This is a genomic window from Corallococcus sp. RDP092CA (assembly GCF_041903675.1).
Taxonomy (GTDB): domain Bacteria; phylum Myxococcota; class Myxococcia; order Myxococcales; family Myxococcaceae; genus Corallococcus.
Window position 1 is genome coordinate 421,728 of sequence record NZ_JAYESI010000001.1, and the last position, 23,734, is coordinate 445,461.

Below are 23,734 nucleotides of genomic sequence, written 5' to 3' on the forward strand. Positions count from 1 at the left end.
TATTGAGGTGGCCCACCGGGACCTGCTATCTGCCAAACCATGATGTGGGTTCTCGTGGCGGCGCTGCTTGCGGGCGCGTCCGACGCACCGGCCTCTCCGGTCCTGACGGCGCAGGCGTCCCCGGCCCCCAGCCCCCTGGCGGACGCGCTGGCGTTGGAGGCCGCGGGCAACGACGCGGGGAGCCTCGCCGCCCTGGAGCGGCTGATTGCCAGCCAGCCCCGCTGGGAGCTGCCCCGCCTGGAGGCCGCGCGGCTGCTCCTCAAGGGCGGCAGCGACCCGGAGCTGGAGCGCGCCCGCGCCCACCTGGACGCCGCCCGGCGCGAGGCCCCGGAGAACCCGCGCGTGTACTTCCTCCAGGGCCAGCTCCAGGAGGAGAGGGGCGCCACCTTCGACGCCATCCGCGCCTACGAGAAGGCCGTCAGCCTGCGCCCGTCCTACGACGACGCGCGCTTCCGGCTCGCGGGCCTCTGGGCGCAGGCCGGGGACTGGCTCAAGGCGGAGCTGCACTACCGCCCCCTGTCCAAGTCCCGGCCCGCGTGGGTGCAGGTGCGCATGCAGCTGGCGGCGGTGCTGGAGAAGCAGGGCCGCACGCTGGACGCGGAGCGGGAGTTCCTGGCCGCGCGCGATGCCCAGCCGGACAACCCCGGCGTCCTGAGGACGCTGGCGGCCTTCTACGAGCGGACGGACAGGCCCCAGCTCGCCGCGAAGGTGCGGTCGCAGCTGACCGCGCCGCCGAAGCGCACCATGCGGGCCCTCAAACCTTCGAAGCGCTGACAGCGGGCGGCGGAGCGCGGTCCGTGGCGATTGCTTCGCGCGACGCGCTGCATACACTGCCCCCGTTTTGAAGACCGCCAACCTCGCCATCGTCTTCACCGACATCAAGGGCTTCACCGAACGCACCAGTCGGCAGACGCTGGAGGAGAACCAGCGGCTCCTCCAGGTGCACGATGCGTTGCTCTCGCCGCTGTTCAAGGCGTTCGGTGGGCGCATCATCAAGTCCATCGGGGACGCGTTCCTCGTCACCTTCGAGTCCCCCACGCAGGCCGTGCTGAGCGGCATCGCCATCCAGGACCGGCTCTGGCACCACAACCGGGAGCTCCTGGAGGACGACCAGCTCCACGTGCGCGTCGCGGTGAACGTGGGCGAGGTGCGGGTGGAGGCCAACGACATCTTCGGCGAGCCCGTGAACATCGCCGCCCGCGTGGAGGGCATCACCGAGGCGGACGAGGTCTACTTCACGGAGGCCGTCTACCTCTCCATGAACAAGGCGGAGGTGCCGTCGCAGGAGGTGGGCGCCTTCGAGTTGAAGGGCATCCCCGGGAAGATCCGCGTCTTCCGCGTGCCGCGCGCGCCCTACCGGGTCCTGGCGCCCACGCCGGACGCGGTGCTCCCCTCGCCGGAGGAGGTGTCCTCGCTGCCGCCCTACGGCAACCTGGCCCTGGCGCGCGTGGACTCGAGCCTGGACCTGGGCCAGCGCGCGGCGGCGGTGGGGCAGGGCGCGGTCGCGGTCGGGCAGCGCGCGGCCGCCGGGGCGGTGGCGGTGGGCCAGCGCGCCGCGGTGGTGGGGGCGGTGGTCGGACAGCGGGCCTCGGTGCTGGGCAAGCAGGCGCGCACCGCGACGGACGCGCTCTGGGCGCGTGCGTACGCGAAGCTGCCGGCCTCCATCACGTCGAGGGTGTCGTCCGCCGTGGCCGGCTGGGGCGTGTGCGCGGTGCTGCTGTTGGCGGTGCTGGTGGGCGGAGGGGTGCTCGTCAATGGCGGGGGCCCCGCGATGCGGGCCATCCGCGACGTGGAGGGCGCCACCGGCGCGGAGAAGGTCGAGCGCGTGAGCGAGGCGAAGCGGCTCATCCGGCAGGAGGACTCGGATCAGCGCTACCTCAACGGGCGGCTGGAGGAGGCGCAGGGCAACCCGGGGGCCGCGGTGGTCTACTACGCGCAGGCGGTGCGCAAGGACAGCAGCCGTCGCGCGGAGTCCCGGCTCATCTCCCTGTTGAAGCACGAGCAGTGCGGCGTGCGCTCCAGCGCGGCGGAGGCCGTGGCCAACCTGCGCCTGGAGTCCGCGCGCGGGGCGCTGGAGTCGCTGGCGGACGCCGGCGGTCCGAATGACGGGGCGTCCGGGGGCTTCCTCGGCCTGGGCACCTGTGACTCGAAGAAGGCCGCGCAGAGCGCGCTCAAGCGCCTGGCGGCGAACTGACCACCTCACGCCCGCGCGAGGCCGTGGGCGATGGGACGAGGCGACCGAACGTGACGAAGGTGAAGACGGGACTGGATGTATGGGCCGCGCAGGGCTTCTCCGCGCTCAAGGGCAAGCGCGTGGGCGCCATCGTCAATCCCACGAGCGTGGACTCGCGCTTCCGCCACCTGGCGGACCTGCTGGCCGGCACGGACGGCGTGACGCTGGCGGCGCTCTTCGGGCCGGAGCACGGCATCCGCGGCGAGGCCCAGTACATGGTCGCCGTGGACGAGGCGCGCGACCGCAAGACGGGCGTCCCGGTGCACAGCCTCTACGGCTCCACCTTCGAGTCGCTCTCGCCGCGCCCGGAGTGGCTCAAGGGCCTGGACGCGCTGGTGTTCGACATCCAGGACGTGGGCAGCCGCTACTACACCTACGTCTACACCATGGCCCTGGCGATGAAGGTCGCGGCCCAGGCCCGCGTGCCCTTCTACGTGCTGGACCGGCCCAACCCGCTGAACGGGGTGTCGCTGGAGGGCAACCTCGTGGGGGACCGGTTCCGCTCCTTCGTGGGGCTGTACGCGCTGCCCAACCGCCATGGCATGACGGCGGGGGAGCTGGCGCGGCTGTTCAACGCGCGGGAGGGCTTCGGCTGCGAGCTGACGGTGGTGCCGTGCGAGGGCTGGACGCGCGACATGCACTGGAGCGACACGGGCCTGCCGTTCCTGCCGCCGTCGCCCAACATGCCCACCGCGGACACGGCGCTGGTGTACCCGGGCATGTGCCTGGCCGAGGGCACCAACGTGTCCGAGGGCCGCGGCACCTGCCGCCCCTTCGAGCAGTTCGGCGCGCCGTGGGTGGACACGGACAAGCTGATGGCGCGGCTGGACAAGGAGCGGCTGCCGGGCGTGGCCTTCCGGCCGGTGGGCTTCACCCCCACGTTCGACAAGTTCCAGGGCCAGTCGTGCAGCGGGGCGTTCATCCACGTCACGGACCGCAACGCGTTCCAGCCGCTGCGCACGGGCATCGCCATCATGCAGGCGCTGCACGACATCGGCCCGGGCCACTTCGACTGGCGGGCGGACGCGTACGAGTTCGTGGAGGACGTGCCCGCGTTCGACCTGCTGTGCGGCACCGACCAGGTGCGTCGAGGCATCGAGGGGGGCTGGAGCCTGGACCGGATGCTGGAGGGCTTCGAGCTCCAGACGGAGGCCTTCCGCAAGCACCGGGAGCCCGCTCTGCTGTACGCTTCCGCGCGGTGACCTCCACGTGATTGGCGTCTTCTCCGATACTCACGGCGACCTGGACGCCTTCGACGCGGCGTATGAGCTGCTGCGGGCGAAGGGCGCCCGGCGCTTCCTCTTCACCGGCGCGCGCTACACGGACCTGGACGAGTGGGTGCTGTGGCGCCGGAAGAAGAGCCGGGGCGGGCGCGAGTACTCGGACGCGGACTTCCTGGCGGACGTGACGCAGTGGCTGGTGGCGGCGCCCCAGGACGGCCTGGCGCGCACGCCCGCCTCCCGCGAGGCCCCCGCGGACCTGGCGTCCGAGGACGACCGGCGGCTGGTGATGGAGCGCTTCGTGCGCGTGCCGGAGCGGGACTCGCTGGCGTACCGGGATCCCACCGTGGCCAACAAGGCCATGGACCTGGTGGGGGAGACGCTCTGCTGCGTGGTGCACGACAAGAACGACCTGGTGCGGGACGACCTGCTCAACGCGCTGGTGTTCATCCACGGCAAGGAGTCGGAGCCCGCGGTGGTGCAGATTGGCCCGCGCTACTTCGTGACGCCGGGCCGGCTGGTGGGGGCCGCGGAGCAGACGTGCGGCCTCCTGGAGAAGGCGGAGCGCAACCTGAGCTTCTCCGCGTTCCGGTTGGACGGGCACCTGGTGCTGCCGCCCCGGGTCCTGCAGGTCGATTCGCGCTCGACGAAGCTCACCGTCAAGTAAGAGGCCCGCCGTGAAGGTCGCGCTGCTCGGAGGCTCGTTCAACCCGCCGCACGTGGGCCACCTGATGGCGGCCACCTACGTCCACGCGACGCAGGGCGTGGACGCGGTCTGGCTGATGCCCACGTTCCACCATCCGTTCGGCAAGCAGCTGGAGTCCTTCGACGCGCGCGTGCGCATGTGCGAGGCGCTCTGCCGTGAGACGTCCGGCTGGCTCCAGACGAGCCTGGTGGAGCGCGAGCTGGCCGGCGGCGGGCGCACCGTGGACACGCTGGCGTTCCTGGTGGAGCGGTATCCGGAGACGCGGTTCTCGCTGATCATCGGCAGCGACATCCTGAGGGACCTTCCGAACTGGAAGGACTTCGACCGCATCCAGCGGATGGCGCGCGTGCTGGTGCTCTACCGCGCGGGCTACCCGGCGCCGGACACCGTGGGGCCGCCGCTGGCGGAGGTGTCCTCCACGCTGGTGCGCGACCAGCTGGCGCGCGGCATCGAGCCCGTGGAGCTGGTGCCCTCCTCGGTGCTCGCGGTGGCGCGTGAGGAGGGGCTGTACGGGCTGCGCGTGGCGGGCGTTTCGTAGGGCCCTCGCTCAGAAGGTCATGCCGATGAGGTGCAGGTCGCCGAAGCCGTCCTCGAAGCGGTGGGCGTACTGGTAGAAGAAGGAGAGGGCGTAGGCCTGGCCCACGGTGAGCCGCAGCGTGGCGGTGCCGCCCACCGCCGTGTGGTTGTCCCGGTTGTCCGTGCGCGCGAAGGACCCGAAGCCCTCCACCTCGAACTGGCTGAGGAAGAGGGACGGCAGCACCCACAGGGTGGACGCCCAGCCGTAGTCGATGATGAAGCGGTAGCGGTAGCGCGCGTTGGCGAGCAGCACGTTGCGCGCGCGGAAGGTGTGGTCCTCGTAGCCGCGCAGGTACTCGCTGAAGGCGATGCCCGGCTGGAGCTGGAGCGGCAGGCCGCCGTCGCTGGTGCTGTCGCGGTTGATGAGGAAGGCCTGGCCCGGGAGGATGCCGCCCACCTCCAGGAGTTTGTCCGGCGCGCCGGGCAGGGCGCGGCCCGCGACGGAGAGCTGGAGGTTGTCCTTGCCGGTGAAGGGCAGGCCGCCCAGGTAGCCGTCCACGCCCAGGCGCAGGTCGCCCACGGTGGTGTCGCGCGTGAAGGCCTTGGGGAAGACCCCGCCGCTCACGGACAGGCCCAGGCCGCGCTGCGTGCCGCCGTAGGACGTGCCCTCGCCGGCGAAGTACGACGCGGCGACCTCCGGGCCGATGAGCCGGGTGGTGATGGCCGGCCGCCGCTCCGTGGCGTCGAAGCGGCGGTCGAGCGCGAGCACGCCGAAGCTCACCGGCGTCGTCCAGAACGTGCGGGACGCGAACGCGGTAGCCTGTAGGTCCGTGCGGTTGTTCTCGCGCAGGTACGACCCGGAGACCTGGAGGTAGAACGGCGACAGCAGGGCGTTGCCGTACGCGAACGACACGCCGGGCTGCTTTTCCTTCGTGTCGTAGGTGAGCGTGAGCGCGTACGCGTTGAAGCCCAGCCGGTCCTGTCCCGCGATGGAGATGCCGCCCCCGATGAACGGGTTGTTCTCATCCGCGTCGTTGGGGACCGTGTAGAAGTAGGGGACGCGGTAGTTCGGGATGAAGAAGCCCTCGAGCGGCGAGTAGGGCTCGTCCGTCAGCACGTCCACCGCGTGGCCCGCGACGGCCGGAGGTGTCACGGGCGCGTCCACGTCATGGGCGGGATCGACCGGCAGCGGAGGCGGTGCCACCGGCGCCGTGGGGGCATCGGGCGGCGGCTGCGCGGGAGCTTCCGTCGAGGCGGCGGGTGAGCCAGGGAAGGCGACGAAGCCGTCCTGTACCTCCCCGCCCTGCGCCTTCGGAACGTCCGTGCCCTGCGCCGTCTGCGCCTCCGCGCCCTCTGCCGTCCGAGCCTCTGCGCCCTCTGCCGTCTGAGCCTCCGTGCCCTGCGCGAGGGGGCCGGCGGGAATCATGCCTTCCGGGGCGGCGCTCGCGGTTGGCGTGGCGTCCGTGTCCGGCGCGGTCGCGACATCTTCGGGCGGCGGCTCCCGCGCCGCGCGCAGCTCGGCCAGGGCCTTGGTGAGGGGCGCGCGGTCCACGGTGAAGTTGATGCCGTCGCGGTTGAGGAACACCACGGCATCCCCACCCACGGGCGCCGCGTCGAGCACCAGCAGCGGCGCATCGGTGACGCGGGCGATGCGCCGCGTGGACACCGTCATCACGTGCGCCTGGAGGCGCCCCTCGTGTTCACGCAGGAAGACGAGGTGGTCCTCGTCCAGCCACCGGGGCGAGTAGTTGAACAGCCCATCCCGCGTGAGCCAGCGCAGCGAACCATCCGGCTCGCGCAGCACCAGGTCCCAGCCCTCCGCGCCGGACATGGGGAACACGAACCGCCCCCCATCCGGCGAGGTCACGGGCGTGCCCAGCGCGGCGTGCGCCTGGAAGTCCGTCAGCCGCTCGCGCTGGCCACTCTCCAGGTCCAGCCGCACGAGGTTCGCCGCGTCGCCGCTCGCCTCCACGAAGACGTAGGACCGGCCGTCCGCCGTGAGGTCGCCGCCCATGCCCACCAGGTCGTCCCACAGCCGCACCACGTCGCCCGTGCGCGCGTCCACCCGCCACAGCTTCCCCGTGTAGCTGCCCACCGAGTCCACGTCCGCGCTGACCAGATACAGCCACCGGCCGTCGCGGCTGAAGGTCATGCCGCTGACCAGCGACGGGCTGGCCACCACCCACCGGCGCCCCGGCAGCAGCCGCACCAGCGCTCGGCTGAAGCGCTCGCGGCCGTCGCGCTCGCGCACGGTGAGGTGGGTGATCTCCTCCCGGCCCACGCTCACCAGCGCCGTGCTGCCGTCGGCCGGGTTCGCGGCGAGCCGCGAGAAGTAGCCCGCGTCCGGCACCAGCACCTGCTGCGAGGCGGGGCGCTCGCGCAGCTGGAGATCCTTCTGGAGGCTCTCCTCGAACTCGCTGAACAGCGACCCGATGTCCTTGCCGTACACCCGCCTGAACCGCAGCGTCACCGCGATGGGAGGGAACAGCGAGCTGCCCTGCTCGTCCACCAGCTTCCACAGGCGCTTCTCGCCGTAGGTCCGCGCCAGGTACTCCACGAAGTGCATGCCGCTCAGGTAGTTGCCGCCGAACGGCTCCAGCGCGCGGTGCGCGGGGGACAGGTAGCCCGCGTTGAGCTCGCCCTTCCGGGCCTGCACCGCGCCCTCCCACCAGCCGCGCCACACCGGGCTGTGGGGCCGCCCCGAGTCCTTGCCCAGCCGGCCCTCGTAGTAGGTGGCCAGGCCCTCCAGGAACCAGGACTCCGTGAAGATGTTGGGCTGGAAGAGGCCGCCCGTCACCTGGTTGAGCACGTTCCAGAGGCCGCCCACCTGCTGCATCTGCACGTAGTGGACGGACTCGTGACAGGCCACGTCGCCGATGTCCGTCTCCCCCAGGCCCAGCAGGTTGAACTGCTCCAGCGTCATGTGCTGGGGCAGCACCATCTGCTGCGGCGTGCTGGCGAACTCGGACTGGACGTACGCGTTGTTGAAGTCCGCGCTCGTCAGGTAGACGAGGACCCGCTTGCGCTCGGCCTGGCTCCACGTGTCCGCGCGCAGCCGGTCCACGCAGCCCTCCATCCGTGCGGCCACCCGCAGCGCCGTCCCGCGCAGGGGGGCCGGGTAGTACACCTCCAGCGACCGCGTGGTCAGCTTGTGCATCTCGTCCCGGGCGAACGACGCCTGGACGTTCTGCGGAAAACGGGGTGCGACGAAAGCACACCCTGATGTCAGCAGCAGGAGACAGGCGAGGATGGCGGGCTGGCGGGCAGGCCCGCGGGGAGCTGACATGGCGGCGCATCCTACCGACCACAATTCGTAGTCACGAACGCGTTTTTCACGGTAAGGGAACGCGTCGCTTTCGCACAGGAACCTTTCTCATGACCGAACCCGCCGAGCCCCAGGGGCTCCCCGTTCCGCAGCACGTCCACAATGCGCAGCTCCAGCTCTCCGCCGCGCTGGAGAAGGCCGGCGGCGCGCCGGTCGACCTGACGAAGGCGCCGTGGGCGGACGTGGAGAAGGCGGTCATCCAGCTGCTCGGCGGCCGGTTCGACCCGAACAACCCGAACCACCAGGGCGCGGCGCTGGGCCTGGCGGGCGGCTTCGCCCTGCGCCTCATCGCCGAGCACCAGGCCTTCTGGTTCCCCAACCGGGACTCGCCCGAGGGCGCCTCGCTGGGCTTCCCCGAGGCCATCATCATGCTGTCCCCGTTCGGGGCGGTGATGGACGCGCTGGCCCAGGGCAAGTTGACGCGGCTGGACGACCTGGCCAACGACATCCGCCGCTCGCTGGGGCAGGTGCGCTTCGGCGCCAACCCGGCGCAGGCCCTGGGCGCCGGTCAGCCCCAGCGGCTGGGCCCGCAGGACTACCAGCGCCTGTTCGACCCGGGCTTCCTGCAGTTCATCGTGGTGGACCCGGCCAAGGCGAAGCAGGCGCTGGAGTCGAACACGGACGCGCTGGCGCGCGACGTGCGCGACGCGCTGGGCCGCACCCAGCCGCCGCTGCCGCCGGAGGCCCGCCAGCAGTTCGAGGGGCAGATCGTCACGTCGTTGCAGCGCATGGAGCAGGGCAAGACGCTGGCGGATCAGGCCGAGCGCGCCCCCCGGCTCGCGGAGCTGATGACGCACCTGGTGGCCACGGTGGGCGGCACGGGCTCCGCGCCGGAGGACTTCTGGCACGACGTGGTGCTGCCGCTGCTGTTCATCGGCACGCCGGCGACCTTCCCGCCGCTGGATGACGACGAGCTGGAGGCCTTCAAGCAGGGCGCGGATCCGCTGGCGCTCTTCGTGGACGTGGTGCCGCACTCGCACCGCGCGCCGGACGAGGGGCTGCTGGGCGCGTTCGAGATGTCGGAGATCGGCCTGGTGCACCCGGCCTTCCAGAAGGTCGGCGCGCTGCGCCTGATCCGCATCAACCCGACGCGGCTGAAGCCGCTGCTGGAGAAGTACGACCCGAACGCGACCATGGACGCGGTGCAGCGCTTCACCGAGCACGTGTCCAAGGCGGCGGGCAAGCCGGCCGCGGAGTCCCCGCAGGGCAAGGAGATGCTCCAGGCGGCGCTGACGCTGCTGGCGGACCTGAAGCGCTCCGTGGCGGTGAACGGCGACGTCTGCCTGCGCCGCCTCACGGAGGCCGAGGCCGCCTCCGAGCAGGCGCTGGCCATCGTGCGCCGCGCGCTCCAGAGCCCGCGCATCATCCTCACCTAAGTCCGGTGGGAGGGGCGCGCGTCCGGAGGCACCGGGACGCGCGCCATGGCTTCACCGCTCCGGTCAGAGGGCCGGAGCGGTTGCGCTATCGCTTCGCGAGCAGGGCTTCCAGCGCGGCCCGTGGCTCGGGCTTGAGTCGCTCCGCGGCCAGCCGCAGGGCCCGGCGCGAGAGCTGGGCGTAGAGCGGCGCGATGTCCCCGGGCAGCGCCGCGAGGTGCGCCGCGACGACGCCCGCGTCTCCCCGGACGATGGGCCCGGTGAGCCCGCCCGAGAGGCCGCGCGCCTCGATGCCGCGCAGCGCCGAGCGCATCAGCGGCAGCAGGGCCTTCAGCGCGGCTTCGGGTTCGATGCCCGCCGCGCCCAGCGCGCCCACGGCCGCGTCCGCCAGGGCCACGAGCCCGCCCGCGCTCAGCACCGCGCCCGCGTGGTAGGCGGCCCGGTGCGCCTCCGGCACGTCGAACATCGCGAAGCCCACGTCCTCCGCCATGCGCTGGAGCACGGCGCGCAGGGCAGGGGCGCGCGTGCTGATGGCCGCCGTGTGGCCCGCGAGCGAATCATGCGCGGAGGACACGGCGCAGAGCGGATGGAACGAGCCCACCGCGCGGCCCCGCTGTGTCCCCAGCGCGGAGAGGGGCAGGGCGCCCGCGGTGTGCACCAGCGCCACCGTGCGCGGCAGCTCGCGGGAGAGGGCCCCGGACACGGCGGGCACCGCGGCGTCCGGAACGCACAGCAGGCAGACGCGCGCCTTCTTCAAGTCCGCGGGGGTCGCGGGCTTCAGGCCCAGGGCCCGCGTGCGCTCGCGGCCCGCATCGTCGCGTGAGTGCACGCGCACGGGCCAGCGCTTCGCCTGCAAGGCCAGCGCGAGCGCGCCACCGAGCCGGCCCGCGCCGACGATGACGACGGGAACACGCCGCGCCCTGGCCGCGAGGCTCCGCGAAGTTGCCGGAGCCCTTCTCGTCGCTGGCGCGGAGGGTGTCGCGCCGCGCCTGGGCCGACCTTGTGGGGCCACGGACGGCGCGCGTGCCCGCTCCTCGGGCTTCGAGCGAGCAGCTCCGCTCCCCGCGCCCCCGCCTCGCCGTGCCACCGTCAGACTGCGTCCCGCGCGAACTGGAGCTGCCCGGCCTGTACGGCCACGCGCACGCGGTCGCCCGCGCCGAACTCGCCGGACAGGATGCGCTCCGCCAGGGGACCTTCCACCAGCCGTTGCACCACCTGGCGCATGGGCCGCGCGCCGAGCATCGGGTCGAAGCCGCCGGACTTGAGCAGGTGCCCCACCACGTCCGTGCCCGCCGTGTAGACGATGCCGCGCTCCGTCGCGAGCCGCTTGCTGCTCTCCGCCAGGATGAGCGTGGCGATCTTCGCCACCTCCTGCTCCGCCAGCGGGCGGAACGGCAGCCGCTCGTCGATGCGGTTCCACAGCTCCGGAGGCAGCGCCTTGCGCGCCGTGTCCGACGCCAGGTCCAGCGCGCTGGCCGCCGCAGCGTCCGCCGCGCCGAAGCCCACCGCGCGGCCCGTGCGGTTGAACGCCTCCGCGCCCAGGTTCGTGGTCATCACGATGACCGTGTTCGAGAAGTCGATGTGCCGGCCCTTGCCGTCCGTCAGCCGCCCCTCCTCCAACACCTGGAGCAGCAGCATCTGCACCTCGCGGTGCGCCTTCTCGATCTCGTCCAGCACCACCACCGACGACGGCCGACGGCGCACCGGCTCCGTGAGCTGCCCGCCCTCGCCGAAGCCCACGTAGCCCGCGGGCGAACCGATGAGGCGCGACACGCCGTGGGACTCGGACATCTCGCTCATGTCCAGGCGCACCAGCGCGTCCCGGTTGCCGAACAGCACCTCCGCCAGCGCCCGCGCCATCTCCGTCTTGCCCACGCCCGTGGGGCCCAGGAAGAGGAAGCTGCCCATGGGGCGGCGCGACGCGAAGCCCGCGTAGTTGCGGCGGATGACCCGCGCGATGCGCCCCAGCGCGTCGCTGTGGCCAATCACGCGCTCCGCCAGGTCGTTCTCCAGCCGGAGCAGCCGCGCGGAGTCGTTCATCAGGAGCCGCTCTTCCGGCACGCCCGCCAGCTTCGCCACCACGCGCGCCACGTCCGCCGCGTCCACCCGGTGCTTGCCCTCGCGGTGGCAGCGGCTGCCCGCCAGGTCCACCACGCTGATGGCCTTGTCCGGCATGAACCGGTCCGTCACGTAGCGGCTCGCCAGCGACGCGGCCGCCTCCAGCGCCTCCGGCAGGTAGTGCAGCGCGTGGTGCTCCTCGTAGCGCCCGATGATGCCCCGGAGGATCTGCACCGTCTCCGGCACTGACGGCTCGTTCACCACCACCGGCGTGAAGCGGCGCTCCAGCGCCGGGTCCGCCGCGATGAACTTGCGGTACTCGTCATGCGTCGTCGCCCCGATGCAGGGGAACTCGCCGCGCGCCATCGCCGTCTTCAGCTCGTTGGCCGCGTCCTGCGGGCCCTCGCCCGTGGAGCCGGCGCCCACCAGCGTGTGGATCTCGTCGATGAAGACCACCACGCGCCCCTCGGCCCGCCGCACCTCCTCCTTGAGGGCGTTGAGCTTCTCGGAGAACGAGCCGCGCAGCTGCGTGCCCGCCACCAGCGTGGCCATGTCCAGCTCGACGAGGATCTTCTCCGCCAGCGTGCCGCGCAGGCCCAGCAGGCGCTGCGCCACGCCCTCCACCACCGCCGTCTTGCCCACGCCGGGCTCGCCCAGCAGGCACGGGTTGTTGGTGCGGCGCTTGCCCAGGATGTCGATGACCTCCTCGACCTCCCGCGCGCGGCCCACCACCGGGTCCAGCTTCCCCTCGCGCGCCGCCAGGCTCAGGTTGCGGCCCAGGGACGTGAGCATCGGGAAGGCCTTGGCATCCAGCGTCAGCGGCTGGCCCTTGGCCTGCGCGGGCGGCGTCGCGGACGGGCGGGCCACCGGGGCCGGCGCCTGCGGGGCGGGCGGCGTCGCGCGAGCCACCGGGGCCGGCGTCGCGGGCGGCGCCATCCGCGGAGGCGCGGGCTCCGCGGCATCCAGCGTCACGTCGTCCTCGTCCACGTCGATGAGGTCGCGCGGCGACAGCGCGGGCGTCGAGCGCGCGGCCGGCGGCGGAGCCGTCACCTGGGGCGCCATCACCGGCTGAGCCGGCGCCGGACGCGGCAGGCTCATCGCGAACGTGGAGGAGGGGAGGGGGGACGGCGGCGCGCCCACCGGACGGCCCACCGGCGCGCGCGTGGCCAGCGCCTGGCCGTAGCCCGGCTGGAGCCGACGCGGCAGGCCGCCGCTGGTGGAGTAGGCGAGCGCCGTGTTGGACAGGGAGATGAGGTCCAGCCCCGTCCGCCCCAGGAGGTCGCTCGCCGCGCAGCGCTTGCGGATGATGGCGATGAGCAGGTGCAGGCAGTCCGCCTCGCCCGCACGGAAGGTGCTGGCCAGCTCCCGGGCGCGCGCGGTCAGCTCCTGCACCATGTTGCCCGTCTCCGCCGGGGCCTCGGTGATGAGCTGCAGCAGCGCGTCCTCATCCACGCCCTTCTCCTTCAAGAGGAGCTGGGCGCGGTTCTCCACCGTGAAGAGCGCCAGCAGCACGTGGGCGGACGTGGGCTTCTGGGCGACGCTGCGGGCGATGTCATGCGCCTCATGGAGAACCTGGGCGAGATCCGTGCTGTCGACCATTCATGCTCCGGCAAGCGTCCAGCCGAGCGGAATACACCGTCCACCGCCCCGCCGCAAAATTTAGGCTACAGACCGCTACAGGATGGATGCAAGGCAGGATAAACCATGGGCCGCGGCCGGATTTCGTTTGGCCGCCCGCCCGTTTCCCGACTCAATTCAAGGGACCGGGCAATCACTCCGGGCGGGCTGCGTACTTCGCCCTGAGACCCCATCCCTATGACCTCCCTTGTACAACCGGCGCGCGTCTTCATGGACCCCATCGGGGGCACGCGCGCAGCCGTCGAGGCCCGGCGCTGGCTGTGGCCCCTCCTCATCCTCGCCTTCTGCGTCGCCATCTCCGGCACCGCCTACGCGCTGCGCTGGGACGCCACGGCCTCCGTGGTGAGCACGCTGCCCACCGACTCCACGGCCTCCAGCGTGTCGGAGTCCGACATCGCCGAGCAGATCCAGACCGCGTCGCGCAAGGCGCTGGTGGGCGGCATCGCCAAGGGGCTCATCGTGATGCCCCTGATGGTGCTGCTGCTCGCGTGCGTCCTCTGGGTCGCCGCGTGGCTCTTCAACAAGCCCGCGGCCTTCGGGCAGCTGATGGCGGCCGCCGCGGTGGCGCTGCTGCCCATCGCGCTCTACCACCTCATCTACGCGGTGTGCGCTGGCTACCAGCACTCGCTCACCGACCTGCGCGCGGAGCGGCTCGTGCCCTCCAGCCTGGCCCTGCTGGAGGGCCTGTCGCCGAAGATGCAGCGCGTCCTCAAGGGCGTGGACTTCTTCAACCTGTGGAGCGTGGGCCTGCTGGGCGTGGGCTTCTCCACCGCCACCGGCATGCGCCTGGGCCGCGCGATGGCGCTCATCGGGGTGATGTACCTCATGTACGCGGGGGTCTTCTTCATCGGCCTGCCGGCGGGAGGTGCGAAGTGAGCGCCTTGCTCGTCGTCGCCACGCTGCTCACCGCCACGCCCATCACGCTGGAGGAGACGCGCCAGCTGGGCCGCAAGAACACCCAGGCGCTCCAGGCCGCGCTGGACGTCGCCGTGGCCCAGGAGGACCAGCGCGTCGCGCGCTCCAGCCTCCTGCCGCAGGTGCAGCTCAACCTGGGCCCCAGCCTGGACTACCTGGGCCGGCGCCGGCAGGTCTACTCCGTCCCCATCAGCGACACGGAGACCGTCACGCGCGAGGTGGTGAGCACCTCCAACACGGCGGACAGCTACTTCGCGTCCCTGGGCCTGTCGCAGGTCGTCTACAACCGCGGCCTCTGGAAGCAGCTGGAGCAGGCGGGCGTCAACGTGGACGCCACCCGCAACCAGTCCCTGGAGGAGGCGGACACCTCCGAGCTGGAGGCCATCCGCCGCTTCTACGCGCTCTTCCTGTCGCAGGCCACGCTGGACGTGCTCAACGCCACCGCGCAGCGCAGCGAGGAGCAGCTGGAGCGCGCCCGCGCCCTCTTCACCGCGGGCCGCGTGGGCAAGTCCGAGGAGATCGCCGCCCAGGTCAACCTGGGCAACGACCGCATCAACATCGTGCAGCGCCAGAACCAGCTGGTGGCGGACCAGGTGCAGCTGGCCGTGTGGCTGGCGCGCCCCGGCACGGAGCTGCTCCAAGCGGTGGACCCGGGCGTGCTCCAGCAGGAGCCCGCGCCGGCGCCCGCCCTGGATGACGCCATCAAGCAGGCCCGCGAGCACCGCGCCCTGCTCAAGGCGCTCCAGCAGCGCGTGCGCGTGGCGGAGCTGCAGCGCGCCATCGTGCAGGGCGACTACATCCCCCGCGTGGGCCTGTCCGCGCGCTACTCGCACACCGCGCAGGACCTGGGCCCGTTCTTCAGCGAGCCGGGCTACGGCAACGTCTTCAGCGGCGGCGTCACGCTGACGTGGGACCTGTTCAACGGCTTCGTCACGGACGCCCAGTCCGCGCGCGCCCAGGTCAACATCCGCAAGGCGGAGCTGACGTTCGCGCAGACGGCGCGGGAGCTGGAGGCGGAGGTGCGCCGCGCCCACCAGGTGCTGGAGGGGCAGATCGCCTCCGCGAAGCTCGCGACGGCCAACCGCGCGGTCGCCCAGCAGGGCCTGGAGCTGGCGGAGCAGCGCTTCCGCGCGGGCGCCGGCTCCACGCTGGACGTGCGGGACGCGCAGCTCAAGTTGACCCAGGCGGAGCTGGTTTTGCTCCAGAGCCGCATCGATGTCGAAATCGCCCGCTATGCCCTGTTCCGGGCCATGGGCACGCTGAATCCGGGAGACGCACAATGACGTGGTGGAAGGCGGGAATCGCCGGCGCGCTGTTGCTTGGAGCGGCGGGCATCACCGTGAGCGGCCTGAGCGACCGGCCGCCCCCGACGCAGGAGGTCCAGATCGCCAAGGCCCGCAAGGGCTCCATCACCCGCACCATCACCGGCGCGGGCAAGGTGCAGGCGGCCACCACGGTGAAGATCTCCTCCAACCTGTCCGGAGACCTGGTCTCCCTCAAGGTGAAGGACGGAGACCCCATCACCAAGGGGCAGGTGCTGGGGCAGATCGACAAGCGCTACTACGAGGCGGCCGTGAAGCAGGCCACCGCGTCCAGGGACGCGGCCCGCTCGGAGGTGCAGGTGGCGGAGGTGGACGCCGTGCGCCAGCGCGCGGAGCTGGCCCGCGTGCAGGGGCTGGCGGAGAAGGGGCTCGCGTCCGCCGCCGAGGTCGAGCAGGCCAAGGCCGTGATGGACACCGCGGAAGCGCGCCTCGCCGCGGCCAGGCAGCGCGTGGCCCAGAGCTCCGCCGTGCTGGAGCAGGCCGCCACGGACCTGGCGCGCACCACGCTGCTGTCGCCCATCGACGGCAACGTCATCGAGCTGTCGCGTGAAGTGGGCGAGCGCGTGCGCGGCTCCGACTTCTCCGAGGACGTGGTGATGACCATCGCCGCGCTCAACCAGATGGAGGTGAAGTTCGAGGTCGGTGAGCACGAGGTCGTCCACCTGAAGTACGGCCAGCCCGCGGAGGTGACGCTGGACGCGCTGGAGGGCCAGTCCTTCACCGGCACCGTGGTGGAGATCGCCCAGAAGGCCACCATCAAGAACCCGGGCACGGAGGCCGAGGTGACGAGCTTCCCCATCACCGTCGCCCTGGACGCGCGTCCGCCGGGCGTGCTCCCCGGCATGAGCGCCGAGGCCCGCATCAGCGCGGAGACGCACGACGACGCGGTGCTCGTGCCCATCCAGGCCGTCACGGTGCGCGCCGAGCGCTCGCTGCCGGACTACCAGGCGCCGGTGGAGGGCACCTCGCTCACCGCCAAGCGCCGCACGGAGTCGCTGGCCAAGGTGGTGTTCGTGGTGGACGCCGACAACAAGGCGCAGGTGCGCCGCGTGCGCACCGGCATCGCCTCCGACACGGAGCTGGAGGTGCTGGAGGGCCTGCAGGCCGGGGACCGCGTGGTGGAGGGCCCCTACCGCACGCTGTCCAAGGAGCTGTCCAACGGGGACGCGGTGCGCGAGCCGGAGAAGGCCGCGGCGAAGGGCAAGTCGTGACCGCGACCCCCGCACCCGGAACGGAGCCCCTCATCCAGGTGGAGGGGCTCACGCGGGCCTTCTTCGTGGGCGGTGAGGAGGTGCGCGCGCTGCGCGGCGTGTCCTTTGGCATCCAGCGGGGGGAGTGGGTGGCCATCATCGGCCAGTCCGGCTCCGGCAAGAGCACGCTCATGAACGTGCTGGGCTGCCTGGATACGCCCACGAGCGGCCGCTACATGCTCAACGGCAAGGACGTGTCGCGCATGGACGACGACGACCTGGCCGTCATCCGCAACGTGGAGATCGGCTTCATCTTCCAGACGTTCCAGCTGCTCCCCCGGGAGACGGCGCTCGCCAACGTGGAGCTGCCGCTGGTGTACCGGGGGATTGGCGCGAAGGAGCGGCGCGAGCGGGCGAAGGCGGCGCTGGACAAGGTGCAGCTCACGCACCGCATGCACCACCGCCCCAACGAGCTGTCGGGCGGTCAGCGCCAGCGCGTGGCCATCGCGCGGGCGCTGGTGTCGGAGCCGTCCATGCTCCTGGCGGACGAGCCCACGGGCAACCTGGACTCGGCCACCGGCGAGGAGATCGTCAAGCTCTTCGAGCAGCTGCACCGCGCGGGGCACACGCTGGTGCTCGTCACGCACGAGCCCAAGCTGGCCGCGCGCTGTCCGCGGGCCATCCGGCTGAGCGACGGGCAGATCGTCGCGGACGGGCCGGGGCCGGAGGTGGCGATGGGCGGGCACGCCGGGGTGTCCCAGGCGGGCACCGCGTGAAGCTCCGGCAGGGCTTCCGCGTGGACGTGCTGGAGGGGGCCCGCATCGCGGTGTTCTCCCTCCAGGCGAACCGGATGCGCACGGTGCTCACGACCCTGGGCATCGGCATCGGCGTGGCCACGCTCCTGGCCATCGTCGGCATCATCCAAGGGCTCAACGCCTCGTTCGAGAAGCAGCTGGCCACGCTGGGGGCGAACACCGTCTTCATCTCCAAGTACCCCTGGATGATCAAGGGGAACTGGTGGATCTACCGCAACCGGAAGAACTTCACGCTGGAGCAGGTGGCGCAGGTGCGCGCCCAGGCGGACTTCATCACCGCCATCTCCCCGACGGTGATGCGCATGTCGGACGTGGGGCACGGCGCGCTCCAGGTCTCCAACGTGCGCATCCAGGGCGCGTGGAGCGACTACCTGACCATTGGCAACTACGACGTGGTCTCCGGCCGGTTCATCACCCGCGCGGACGATGAGGTGAACCGGGCGGTGGTGGTGCTGGGCGCGGACGTGGCCGCGTCGCTCTTCCCCAGCATCAGCCCGCTGGGGCAGACGGTCCGCATCGACGGGCGGCCCTTCCAGGTGGTGGGCACGCTGGGCCGCAAGGGCAAGCTCGTGGCGGAGAACCTGGACATGATCGTGTTCATGCCCTTCAAGACCTTCAACTCGAGCTTCGGCAAGGGGCGGCCCATGCAGATCGCCATCGCGGTGGCGGACGCGGGCCGGATGGCGAAGGTGGAGGACCAGCTCGTGGGCATCATGCGCCGCATCCGCGCGACGCCCCCGGACCGGCCGGACGACTTCAACATCAACCGGACGGACTCGCTCGCGGCGACCTACGAGGAGCTCACCGGCGCGCTCTACGCGGTGGCCACCGGCGTGGGGCTCATCACGCTGCTGGTGGGCGGCATCGGCATCATGAACATCATGCTGGTGTCCGTGCGCGAGCGGACGCGGGAGATCGGCGTGCGGCGGGCGCTGGGCGCGCGGCAGCGCACCATCGTGCTCCAGTTCCTGATGGAGGCCTCCAGCGTGTCCGCGGTGGGCGGCCTCCTGGGGACGGCGGTGGGGCTGGGCACGGCGAAGGTCGTGTCGCTGGTGACGCCGCTGGCGGCGGACGTGCGGCCGAGCACGGTGGTGGGCGGGGTGGTCTTCGCGGCGCTGGTCGGCCTGCTGTTCGGCATCTGGCCGGCCGCGCGGGCGGCGAAGCTGGACCCGGTGGAAGCGCTCCGCTACGAGTAGGCGCGATGCGTGCCTTCCTGGACAACCTGCGGTTGGCGCTGGGCACGTTCCTGGGCAACCCGCTGCGCTCGCTCCTGACGCTGCTGGGCATCGTCATCGGCGTGGCCACGGTCATCACGATGATGGCGCTCATCGAGGGCCTGCGCGAACAGGTGAACAAGAACCTGGGCAGCCTGGGCGCGCACACCTTCGAGGTGACGAAGTGGCCCTCCGGCTTCGGCCGCATCAACTGGGCGAAGTACGCCAAGCGCAAGGACCTGCACGGCGACGACGCGCGCGCCATCCTGGAGGCCTGCCCCTCCGTGGGCTCGGCCACCCCCAAGATGGAGGTGTGGGGCAAGAAGCTGACCACGGCGTTCCGGGAGACGCCTGGCTCGGTGACCATGATCGGCACGGAGCACACGTACCTGGAGACGAGCGGCGTCGTGGTGACGACCGGCCGCTTCTTCAACCAGACGGAGACGCTGGACGGCCGGCCGGTGATGGTCATCGGCGTGGACGTGGCGGACACGCTGTTTCCGGGCTCGAACCCGGTGGGCTCGGAGGTGCGGCTGCAGGGTCGGCCCTTCGTGGTGATTGGTGTCCTGCAGAAGCGCGGCAGCGTCATGGGGATGTCCAGCGAGGACAACCAGGCCCTCATCCCCATGCTCGCGTTCCAGCAGTTCTACGGAAGGAACCGCTCGGTGGAGATCGACATCCAGGCGCGCGACGGGGAGTCGTTCCAGAGGGCGCAGGACGAAGTGGTGAACCTGATGCGCCGCCGCCGTGGCCTCACGCCGCAGGAGGCGAACGACTTCGAGGTGCACACCAACGAGTCCATGACGGCGTCCTTCAACGAGCTGTCCCAGGTCATCGCCTTCGCGGGCGTGGGCGTGTGCCTGCTGTCGCTGGTGGTGGGCGGCATCGGCATCCTGAACATCATGCTGATGTCGGTGACGGAGCGGACGCGGGAGATTGGCATCCGCAAGGCGCTGGGCGCGCGCCGCCGCCGCATCCTGGGCCAGTTCGCCACGGAGGCGGTGATGCTGTCGCTGGTGGGCGGGGTGCTGGGGCTGGGCCTGGGCTTCGGGTGCGTCTTCCTGGGCAAGTGGGTGCTGCTGTTCCCCATGAGCGTGCCCCTGTGGGCCGTGCTGCTGTCGCTGGGCATGAGCTGTGGCGTGGGGCTTGTCTTCGGCATCTACCCGGCGTCGCGCGCGGCGCGGCTGGATCCGGTGGAGGCGATGCGCGCGGAGTAGGGAGCCGGAATGGGTGACGCACTGGCGGAGGCCCGGCGCCGGGCCTCCGGAGACGACCTTGCTTCGCTGCGCCGGCTGGACGCGCTGATGGTGCGCTCGGGCTTCCGGCACGCGGACCGGACGCCCCGCGAGTGGGCGGCGGTGCTGGTGGCGCAGGGCGGCACGCAGACGGCCTCTTCGTATGACGCGCACGAAGCGCTGCGGGCCATCGGCCTGGGGGCGGTGCCCGCGCTGCTGGAGGTGCTGGCGAGGCCCCAGCTGGCGGAGAAGGAGTCCGCGGACGCGGACCTCCGCCTGAACGTGCTCGAGGCGCTGATGGAGGCAGGCCCGCTGCCCCGGTGCGCGGTGCCCGCCGTGTTGGAGCTCTTGTCCCGGCGGAGCGCCCGGGTTCGGCGTCAGGCGCTGCGGGCCCTGGTGTACCTGCGTCCTCGGCCCTCCCGGCTCGCGGTGCGGCTGTTGCTGGAGGCCTGCCAGGACAAGACGCAGTGGCAGGCGCGAGCGACGGCGCTGGACGCGCTGGCGGCGCTGGACGGTCCCGTCCCGGACGACGTGCTGCGCGAGGCGCTGGGGCGGCTGTCGGACGAGAGCCCCTACGTCCGCCGCTCCGCGCTGCGCGTGCTGGGCCGGTGCACGCCGCCTTCCGAGGAGGTCCTCCGCGCGCTGGAGGAGCAGGTGGTGCTGGACGACGAGAGCCGCGTCGTCGTCCTCCAGGTGTTGTCCTGGCTGTCGCCTTCGCGGGCGCTGCCCCTGCTGGACACGACGGCGCGGGGGCTGGTGGGCCTCCTTCCGGATGACCAGGACGGGGCCCGGCTGGGGCTCTTCGCGCTCCACCTGCTCGCGGGGATGGGGGCGGAGGCCCGGCCCGCGGTGGGCCTGCTGCGGCGCGTGGTGACGCATGCCCTGAAGCGGGGACACGGCGACCGCTTCGCCTGGTGCATGCGCGTGCACGCCGAGTCGGTGGCGGACGCCATCGTCCGGAGCACCCCGTTGCCCGTGGAGGCGCGGACCCCGGGGCCGGGCTCGCCGCGGCTGGCCCTGGCGCTCGCGGGGCCGGGGCCGGGGCCGCTGCCGGTGGACGCGGAGCACCCGGACTCCGCCCGGCTGCGGGCCTGGGTGGAGTCGCTGGGGCCGCTGACCCAGGAAGAGGAGGTCCGGCTGTGCGTGGCGGTGGCGCGCGTCGCGGCGCGGCTCTGGGACAGGCATGGGCCGGAGAACGACGGCGCCCAGTCGAGCCTCCTCGCGCTGGAGGAGTGGGTCCTCGCGCCGGACGCGGCGCACCAGCGCAAGGCGATGGAGATCGGCTTGTTCGTCCCCAGCCAGCTCCTGGCGTCGGAGTTGTTCAACGCGGCGTGGTGCCTCCACTACGCGACGCTGATGGTGGCGGACGCCGAAAGGCGGGTCGTGGGCTTTACGGGCCTCGCGCCCGGGGAGCCGGAGCACCTGCTCGCGACGTGCGCCTTCGCCGCGTACCGGGCGCTGAGGAGCGGGGCCTGCATGACCATGGATGAAGGGTGGAGAGACTCCACCCTCACCGGGAGGCGCACGCCCGACGCGGCGCTGGCCTCCCTCCACCGGGCGATGGTGGACGAGGTGCTGCCCTGGGCCCGGGGCGAGTGGGATCCGCTCCGCGACGTCCTGCGCGAGCGACGCCGACTGCTGGAGGAGGCGTGAACACGCCAGTGCCATGGCGGTGATGGCGCTCAACCGGTAGGGTGCTCCCGTCCCTACCGCACGGGGCCTGCTCCGCATGTCCATGTCCTACGTCACGCTGCCGCTGCCCGTCGTGCCCCCGCCGTTCCGGGTGCGCGTCTTCACCCCGGAGGACCTGGACGGGGTCATCGCGCTCTACTCGGATCCGGACGTGGCGCGGAGCCTCAACTTCACGGTGCCGGTGCTCCGGGAGACGCTGCACCAGAAGCTGATCGGCGACCTGGAGGCGATGCGCCAGGGCAGGGGCATCCGGTGGGTGCTGGCGCGCGAAGACGCCCCGACGCCGCTGGGCTACCTGACCCTCTTCAACTGGAGCCAGAAGGACCGCCGCGCGGAGGTGGGCTACATGGTGGCGCGCGCGCTGTGGGGCCAGGGCGTGATGACGGGAATCCTGCCCGCGCTGATCCGCTTCGGCTTCGAGCACCTGAACCTGCACCGCATCGAGGGCATGGTGAACGTGCGCAACAGCGCGTCGTGCAAGGCGCTGGCCCGCGCGGGCTTCCAGCAGGAAGGCGTGCTGCGCGGCTACCAGGTCGACGCGAACGGCGGGGGCTTCAACGACATCCTCCTGATGTCGCTGCTCGAGGAAGCCTGGCGCGCGTCCGTCGCGACGTAGGCCGCCGCGAGGCTCACGGCAGGTCGCGCGCGAACTGTTCGTGGTAGCGGGCCTGGAGCGTCTTCAGCTGACGGGTGCCCCGGTACTCGCGCGCGAGCAGGTGCCAGGCCTCCGTGCGCGAAGGCTCCAGCGCGATGACCCGCTCCAGGTGCTTGCGTGCACGCGCATGGGCGCGGGTGTTCGTCGCCAGCACGCCCAGCAGCAGGTGGGCCTGCACCGCATCCTCCCGGAGCGCGAGCACCTGCTCGCAGGCCTTGCGCGCGGAGCCCAGGCGCCCCTGGAGCAGGTGCAGCTCACATTGGAGGAGCGTGACCGACGGGCTTCCGGGGAACGCCCGCGCCAGCGCGGCGAGCCGTTCACGCGCGGGGCCCGAGGACCCGGCACGCAACAGCGCCTCGATGTCCGCCACCGCGCGGACCAGGGCTCCTTCCCTCGCGGGCTCGATGACCGGCAGCGCCACCTGCCTCCGGAGCCGGGCCGCTTGTTCCAGCACCGCCGTGGACGCCGCCAGCCCCGGAGCGAGGGCCGCGGTCTGCTCCGCCCACGTCACGCAGTGCGCACGGAGGAAGAGGCCCGCCAGGTCCGCCCACTGCGCGGGCTCCACCTCCGCCCGGGCCTCCAGGTTCCTCCGCGCCGCCACCAGGCTGTCCCGTGCTTCGTCGAAGCGGCCCGCGTGCAGGTGGAGCAGCGCGACGTTCATGCGCAGGGAGGGCTCTCTCGGGAACCGCGCGACGGCCCGCTCGCAGCGCTCGCGCGTGGCGTCCGACCCCGGCGTGAGGTGCACGGCGAGGTAGCACGCCAGCAGCTGCACGCGCTCGTCCCGCGGATGCCGCACCGCCAGCGGCTCCAGGAGCTCCGCGGCCAGCTCCGTCCGGCCCGCCTTGTCCAGGGCGATGACCTCCGCCAGCCGCTGCCGCTCCAGCGGCGTCAGCGAACGCGGCGTGCCCTCCGGTCCCAGCACGACGTCGGAGGCGCGCACCCGCTCCGTCCACTCGAGGAGGAAGTCCCGCTCGGGCCCCTCCCAGGCGGGGCCGGTCAGGGGCTCCACCACGCCGCGCAGCTCCCGGGCCCACGCCTTCTGTGGCTCCAGCTCCACGCGCGCTCCGGGCAGGTACCGGAGCCCCGCGCCCAGCAACGCGAGCGTCCGCGCATCGAACCCCGTCTGGCCCGCGTCGTACTTCGGCGACATCCAGCCGCGTCCGTCGCGCACGTGCGGCGCGCCCAGGGTGTGCGCCCACTCATGCAGCAGGACCGCGACCTCCAGCCGTTGCCGCGCCTCCACCGGCAGCTCTCCGCCCAGGCCGCGCAGCACGCAGTGCCGCCCCAGCACGCGCGCGAAGCCCAGCTCGTGCTGGGCGCCACTGAAGGACGTGGGCGCCGCTACCAGTCCGAGCACGAGGTCCACGTCCTCGCCCGCGTCCAGCGCCTCCAGCTCCCCGAGCACCGGCTCCAGCGGGCCCGCTGAATCGCGCCGCTCCCACGCCCTCGCGGACTCCAGCTCGAACGTCACGCCGAGCGGCCCGCGCACCGCGTCGCTCGCGCGCTCGAGCCACGCCGCGAAGCCGCGCTCCCAATGGAGGCTCCGCGCCCGGTGGTCCACGTCCGCGTACACGCGCACCCGCAACACCCGCGCGGTAGGGGCAGGGGAGGAAAGCGCTGACAGGGA

Annotated in this window: 18 protein-coding genes; 14 read left to right on the forward strand and 4 right to left on the reverse strand. The window is 72.3% G+C overall.

Translation table 11 applies throughout. The features are described from left to right. Positions 1–39: 39 nt before the first annotated feature. The 5 genes from U8525_RS01605 (at position 40) to nadD (ending at position 4,697) form a co-directional block, all read left to right on the forward strand. On the forward strand, positions 40–774 hold the full coding sequence (locus U8525_RS01605) for a tetratricopeptide repeat protein (RefSeq protein WP_374260147.1): 735 nt from the start codon (positions 40–42) through the stop codon (positions 772–774). Between the two features lie 67 nt (positions 775–841). Beyond that, positions 842–2,194 carry an adenylate/guanylate cyclase domain-containing protein gene (locus tag U8525_RS01610; RefSeq protein WP_374260150.1) on the forward strand — a complete coding sequence of 451 codons (1,353 nt, stop codon included), beginning with the start codon at positions 842–844 and terminating at the stop codon, positions 2,192–2,194. Positions 2,195–2,244: 50 nt separating this feature from the next. Beyond that, complete coding sequence (locus U8525_RS01615) at positions 2,245–3,435, forward strand: exo-beta-N-acetylmuramidase NamZ domain-containing protein (protein ID WP_374260153.1); 1,191 nt, start codon at positions 2,245–2,247, stop codon at positions 3,433–3,435. Positions 3,436–3,442: 7 nt separating this feature from the next. Next, positions 3,443–4,120: a hypothetical protein gene (locus tag U8525_RS01620; RefSeq protein ID WP_374260155.1), complete on the forward strand. Its 678-nt coding sequence runs from the start codon at positions 3,443–3,445 to the stop codon at positions 4,118–4,120. A gap of 10 nt (positions 4,121–4,130) precedes the next feature. Beyond that, positions 4,131–4,697: a nicotinate (nicotinamide) nucleotide adenylyltransferase gene (gene nadD, locus U8525_RS01625; protein ID WP_374260158.1), complete on the forward strand. Its 567-nt coding sequence runs from the start codon at positions 4,131–4,133 to the stop codon at positions 4,695–4,697. 9 nt (positions 4,698–4,706) lie between these two features. Here the strand turns inward: nadD and U8525_RS01630 are convergent, their stop codons facing one another. Further along, positions 4,707–7,961 (reverse strand): hypothetical protein, encoded by a 3,255-nt coding sequence (locus U8525_RS01630; RefSeq protein ID WP_374260160.1) that lies wholly within the window; start codon positions 7,959–7,961, stop codon positions 4,707–4,709. Between the two features lie 89 nt (positions 7,962–8,050). Between U8525_RS01630 and U8525_RS01635 the strand changes: the two genes are divergently transcribed. Beyond that, positions 8,051–9,376, forward strand: coding sequence for a hypothetical protein (locus U8525_RS01635; RefSeq protein ID WP_374260162.1), 1,326 nt, complete (start codon positions 8,051–8,053; stop codon positions 9,374–9,376). Positions 9,377–9,461: 85 nt separating this feature from the next. Here the strand turns inward: U8525_RS01635 and U8525_RS01640 are convergent, their stop codons facing one another. Continuing rightward, positions 9,462–10,271, reverse strand: coding sequence for a Rossmann-like and DUF2520 domain-containing protein (locus tag U8525_RS01640; protein ID WP_374260535.1), 810 nt, complete (start codon positions 10,269–10,271; stop codon positions 9,462–9,464). Between the two features lie 191 nt (positions 10,272–10,462). After that, complete coding sequence (locus U8525_RS01645) at positions 10,463–13,030, reverse strand: AAA family ATPase (protein ID WP_374260166.1); 2,568 nt, start codon at positions 13,028–13,030, stop codon at positions 10,463–10,465. Between the two features lie 249 nt (positions 13,031–13,279). On the opposite strand from U8525_RS01645, the gene U8525_RS01650 reads away from it, so the two are divergent. The 8 genes from U8525_RS01650 (at position 13,280) to U8525_RS01685 (ending at position 22,068) form a co-directional block, all read left to right on the forward strand. After that, positions 13,280–13,945, forward strand: a complete 666-nt coding sequence (locus U8525_RS01650) for a YIP1 family protein (RefSeq protein WP_374260169.1) — start codon at positions 13,280–13,282, stop codon at positions 13,943–13,945. Next, positions 13,942–15,267: a TolC family protein gene (locus U8525_RS01655; RefSeq protein ID WP_374260172.1), complete on the forward strand. Its 1,326-nt coding sequence runs from the start codon at positions 13,942–13,944 to the stop codon at positions 15,265–15,267. The genes U8525_RS01650 and U8525_RS01655 overlap by 4 nt, the downstream gene beginning before the upstream one ends. After that, a complete protein-coding gene (locus U8525_RS01660; RefSeq protein ID WP_374260176.1) occupies positions 15,264–16,517 on the forward strand; it encodes an efflux RND transporter periplasmic adaptor subunit in 1,254 nt (417 codons plus the stop codon). Before U8525_RS01655 ends, U8525_RS01660 begins: the two co-directional genes overlap by 4 nt. Next, positions 16,514–17,272: an ABC transporter ATP-binding protein gene (locus U8525_RS01665; RefSeq protein ID WP_374260179.1), complete on the forward strand. Its 759-nt coding sequence runs from the start codon at positions 16,514–16,516 to the stop codon at positions 17,270–17,272. Before U8525_RS01660 ends, U8525_RS01665 begins: the two co-directional genes overlap by 4 nt. Positions 17,273–17,346: 74 nt before the next feature. Beyond that, entirely contained in the window at positions 17,347–18,507 is a 1,161-nt protein-coding gene (locus U8525_RS01670; RefSeq protein WP_374260537.1) for an ABC transporter permease, read from the forward strand. Positions 18,508–18,512: 5 nt separating this feature from the next. Beyond that, positions 18,513–19,742, forward strand: coding sequence for an ABC transporter permease (locus tag U8525_RS01675; protein WP_374260181.1), 1,230 nt, complete (start codon positions 18,513–18,515; stop codon positions 19,740–19,742). Positions 19,743–19,751: 9 nt separating this feature from the next. Next, positions 19,752–21,413 (forward strand): HEAT repeat domain-containing protein, encoded by a 1,662-nt coding sequence (locus U8525_RS01680; protein ID WP_374260185.1) that lies wholly within the window; start codon positions 19,752–19,754, stop codon positions 21,411–21,413. 76 nt (positions 21,414–21,489) lie between these two features. Then, positions 21,490–22,068: a GNAT family N-acetyltransferase gene (locus U8525_RS01685; RefSeq protein WP_374260188.1), complete on the forward strand. Its 579-nt coding sequence runs from the start codon at positions 21,490–21,492 to the stop codon at positions 22,066–22,068. A 13-nt stretch (positions 22,069–22,081) separates the two neighbouring features. Here the strand turns inward: U8525_RS01685 and U8525_RS01690 are convergent, their stop codons facing one another. Continuing rightward, positions 22,082–23,686, reverse strand: a complete 1,605-nt coding sequence (locus tag U8525_RS01690; RefSeq protein ID WP_374260190.1) for a tetratricopeptide repeat protein — start codon at positions 23,684–23,686, stop codon at positions 22,082–22,084. Between the last annotated feature and the right edge of the window lie 48 nt (positions 23,687–23,734).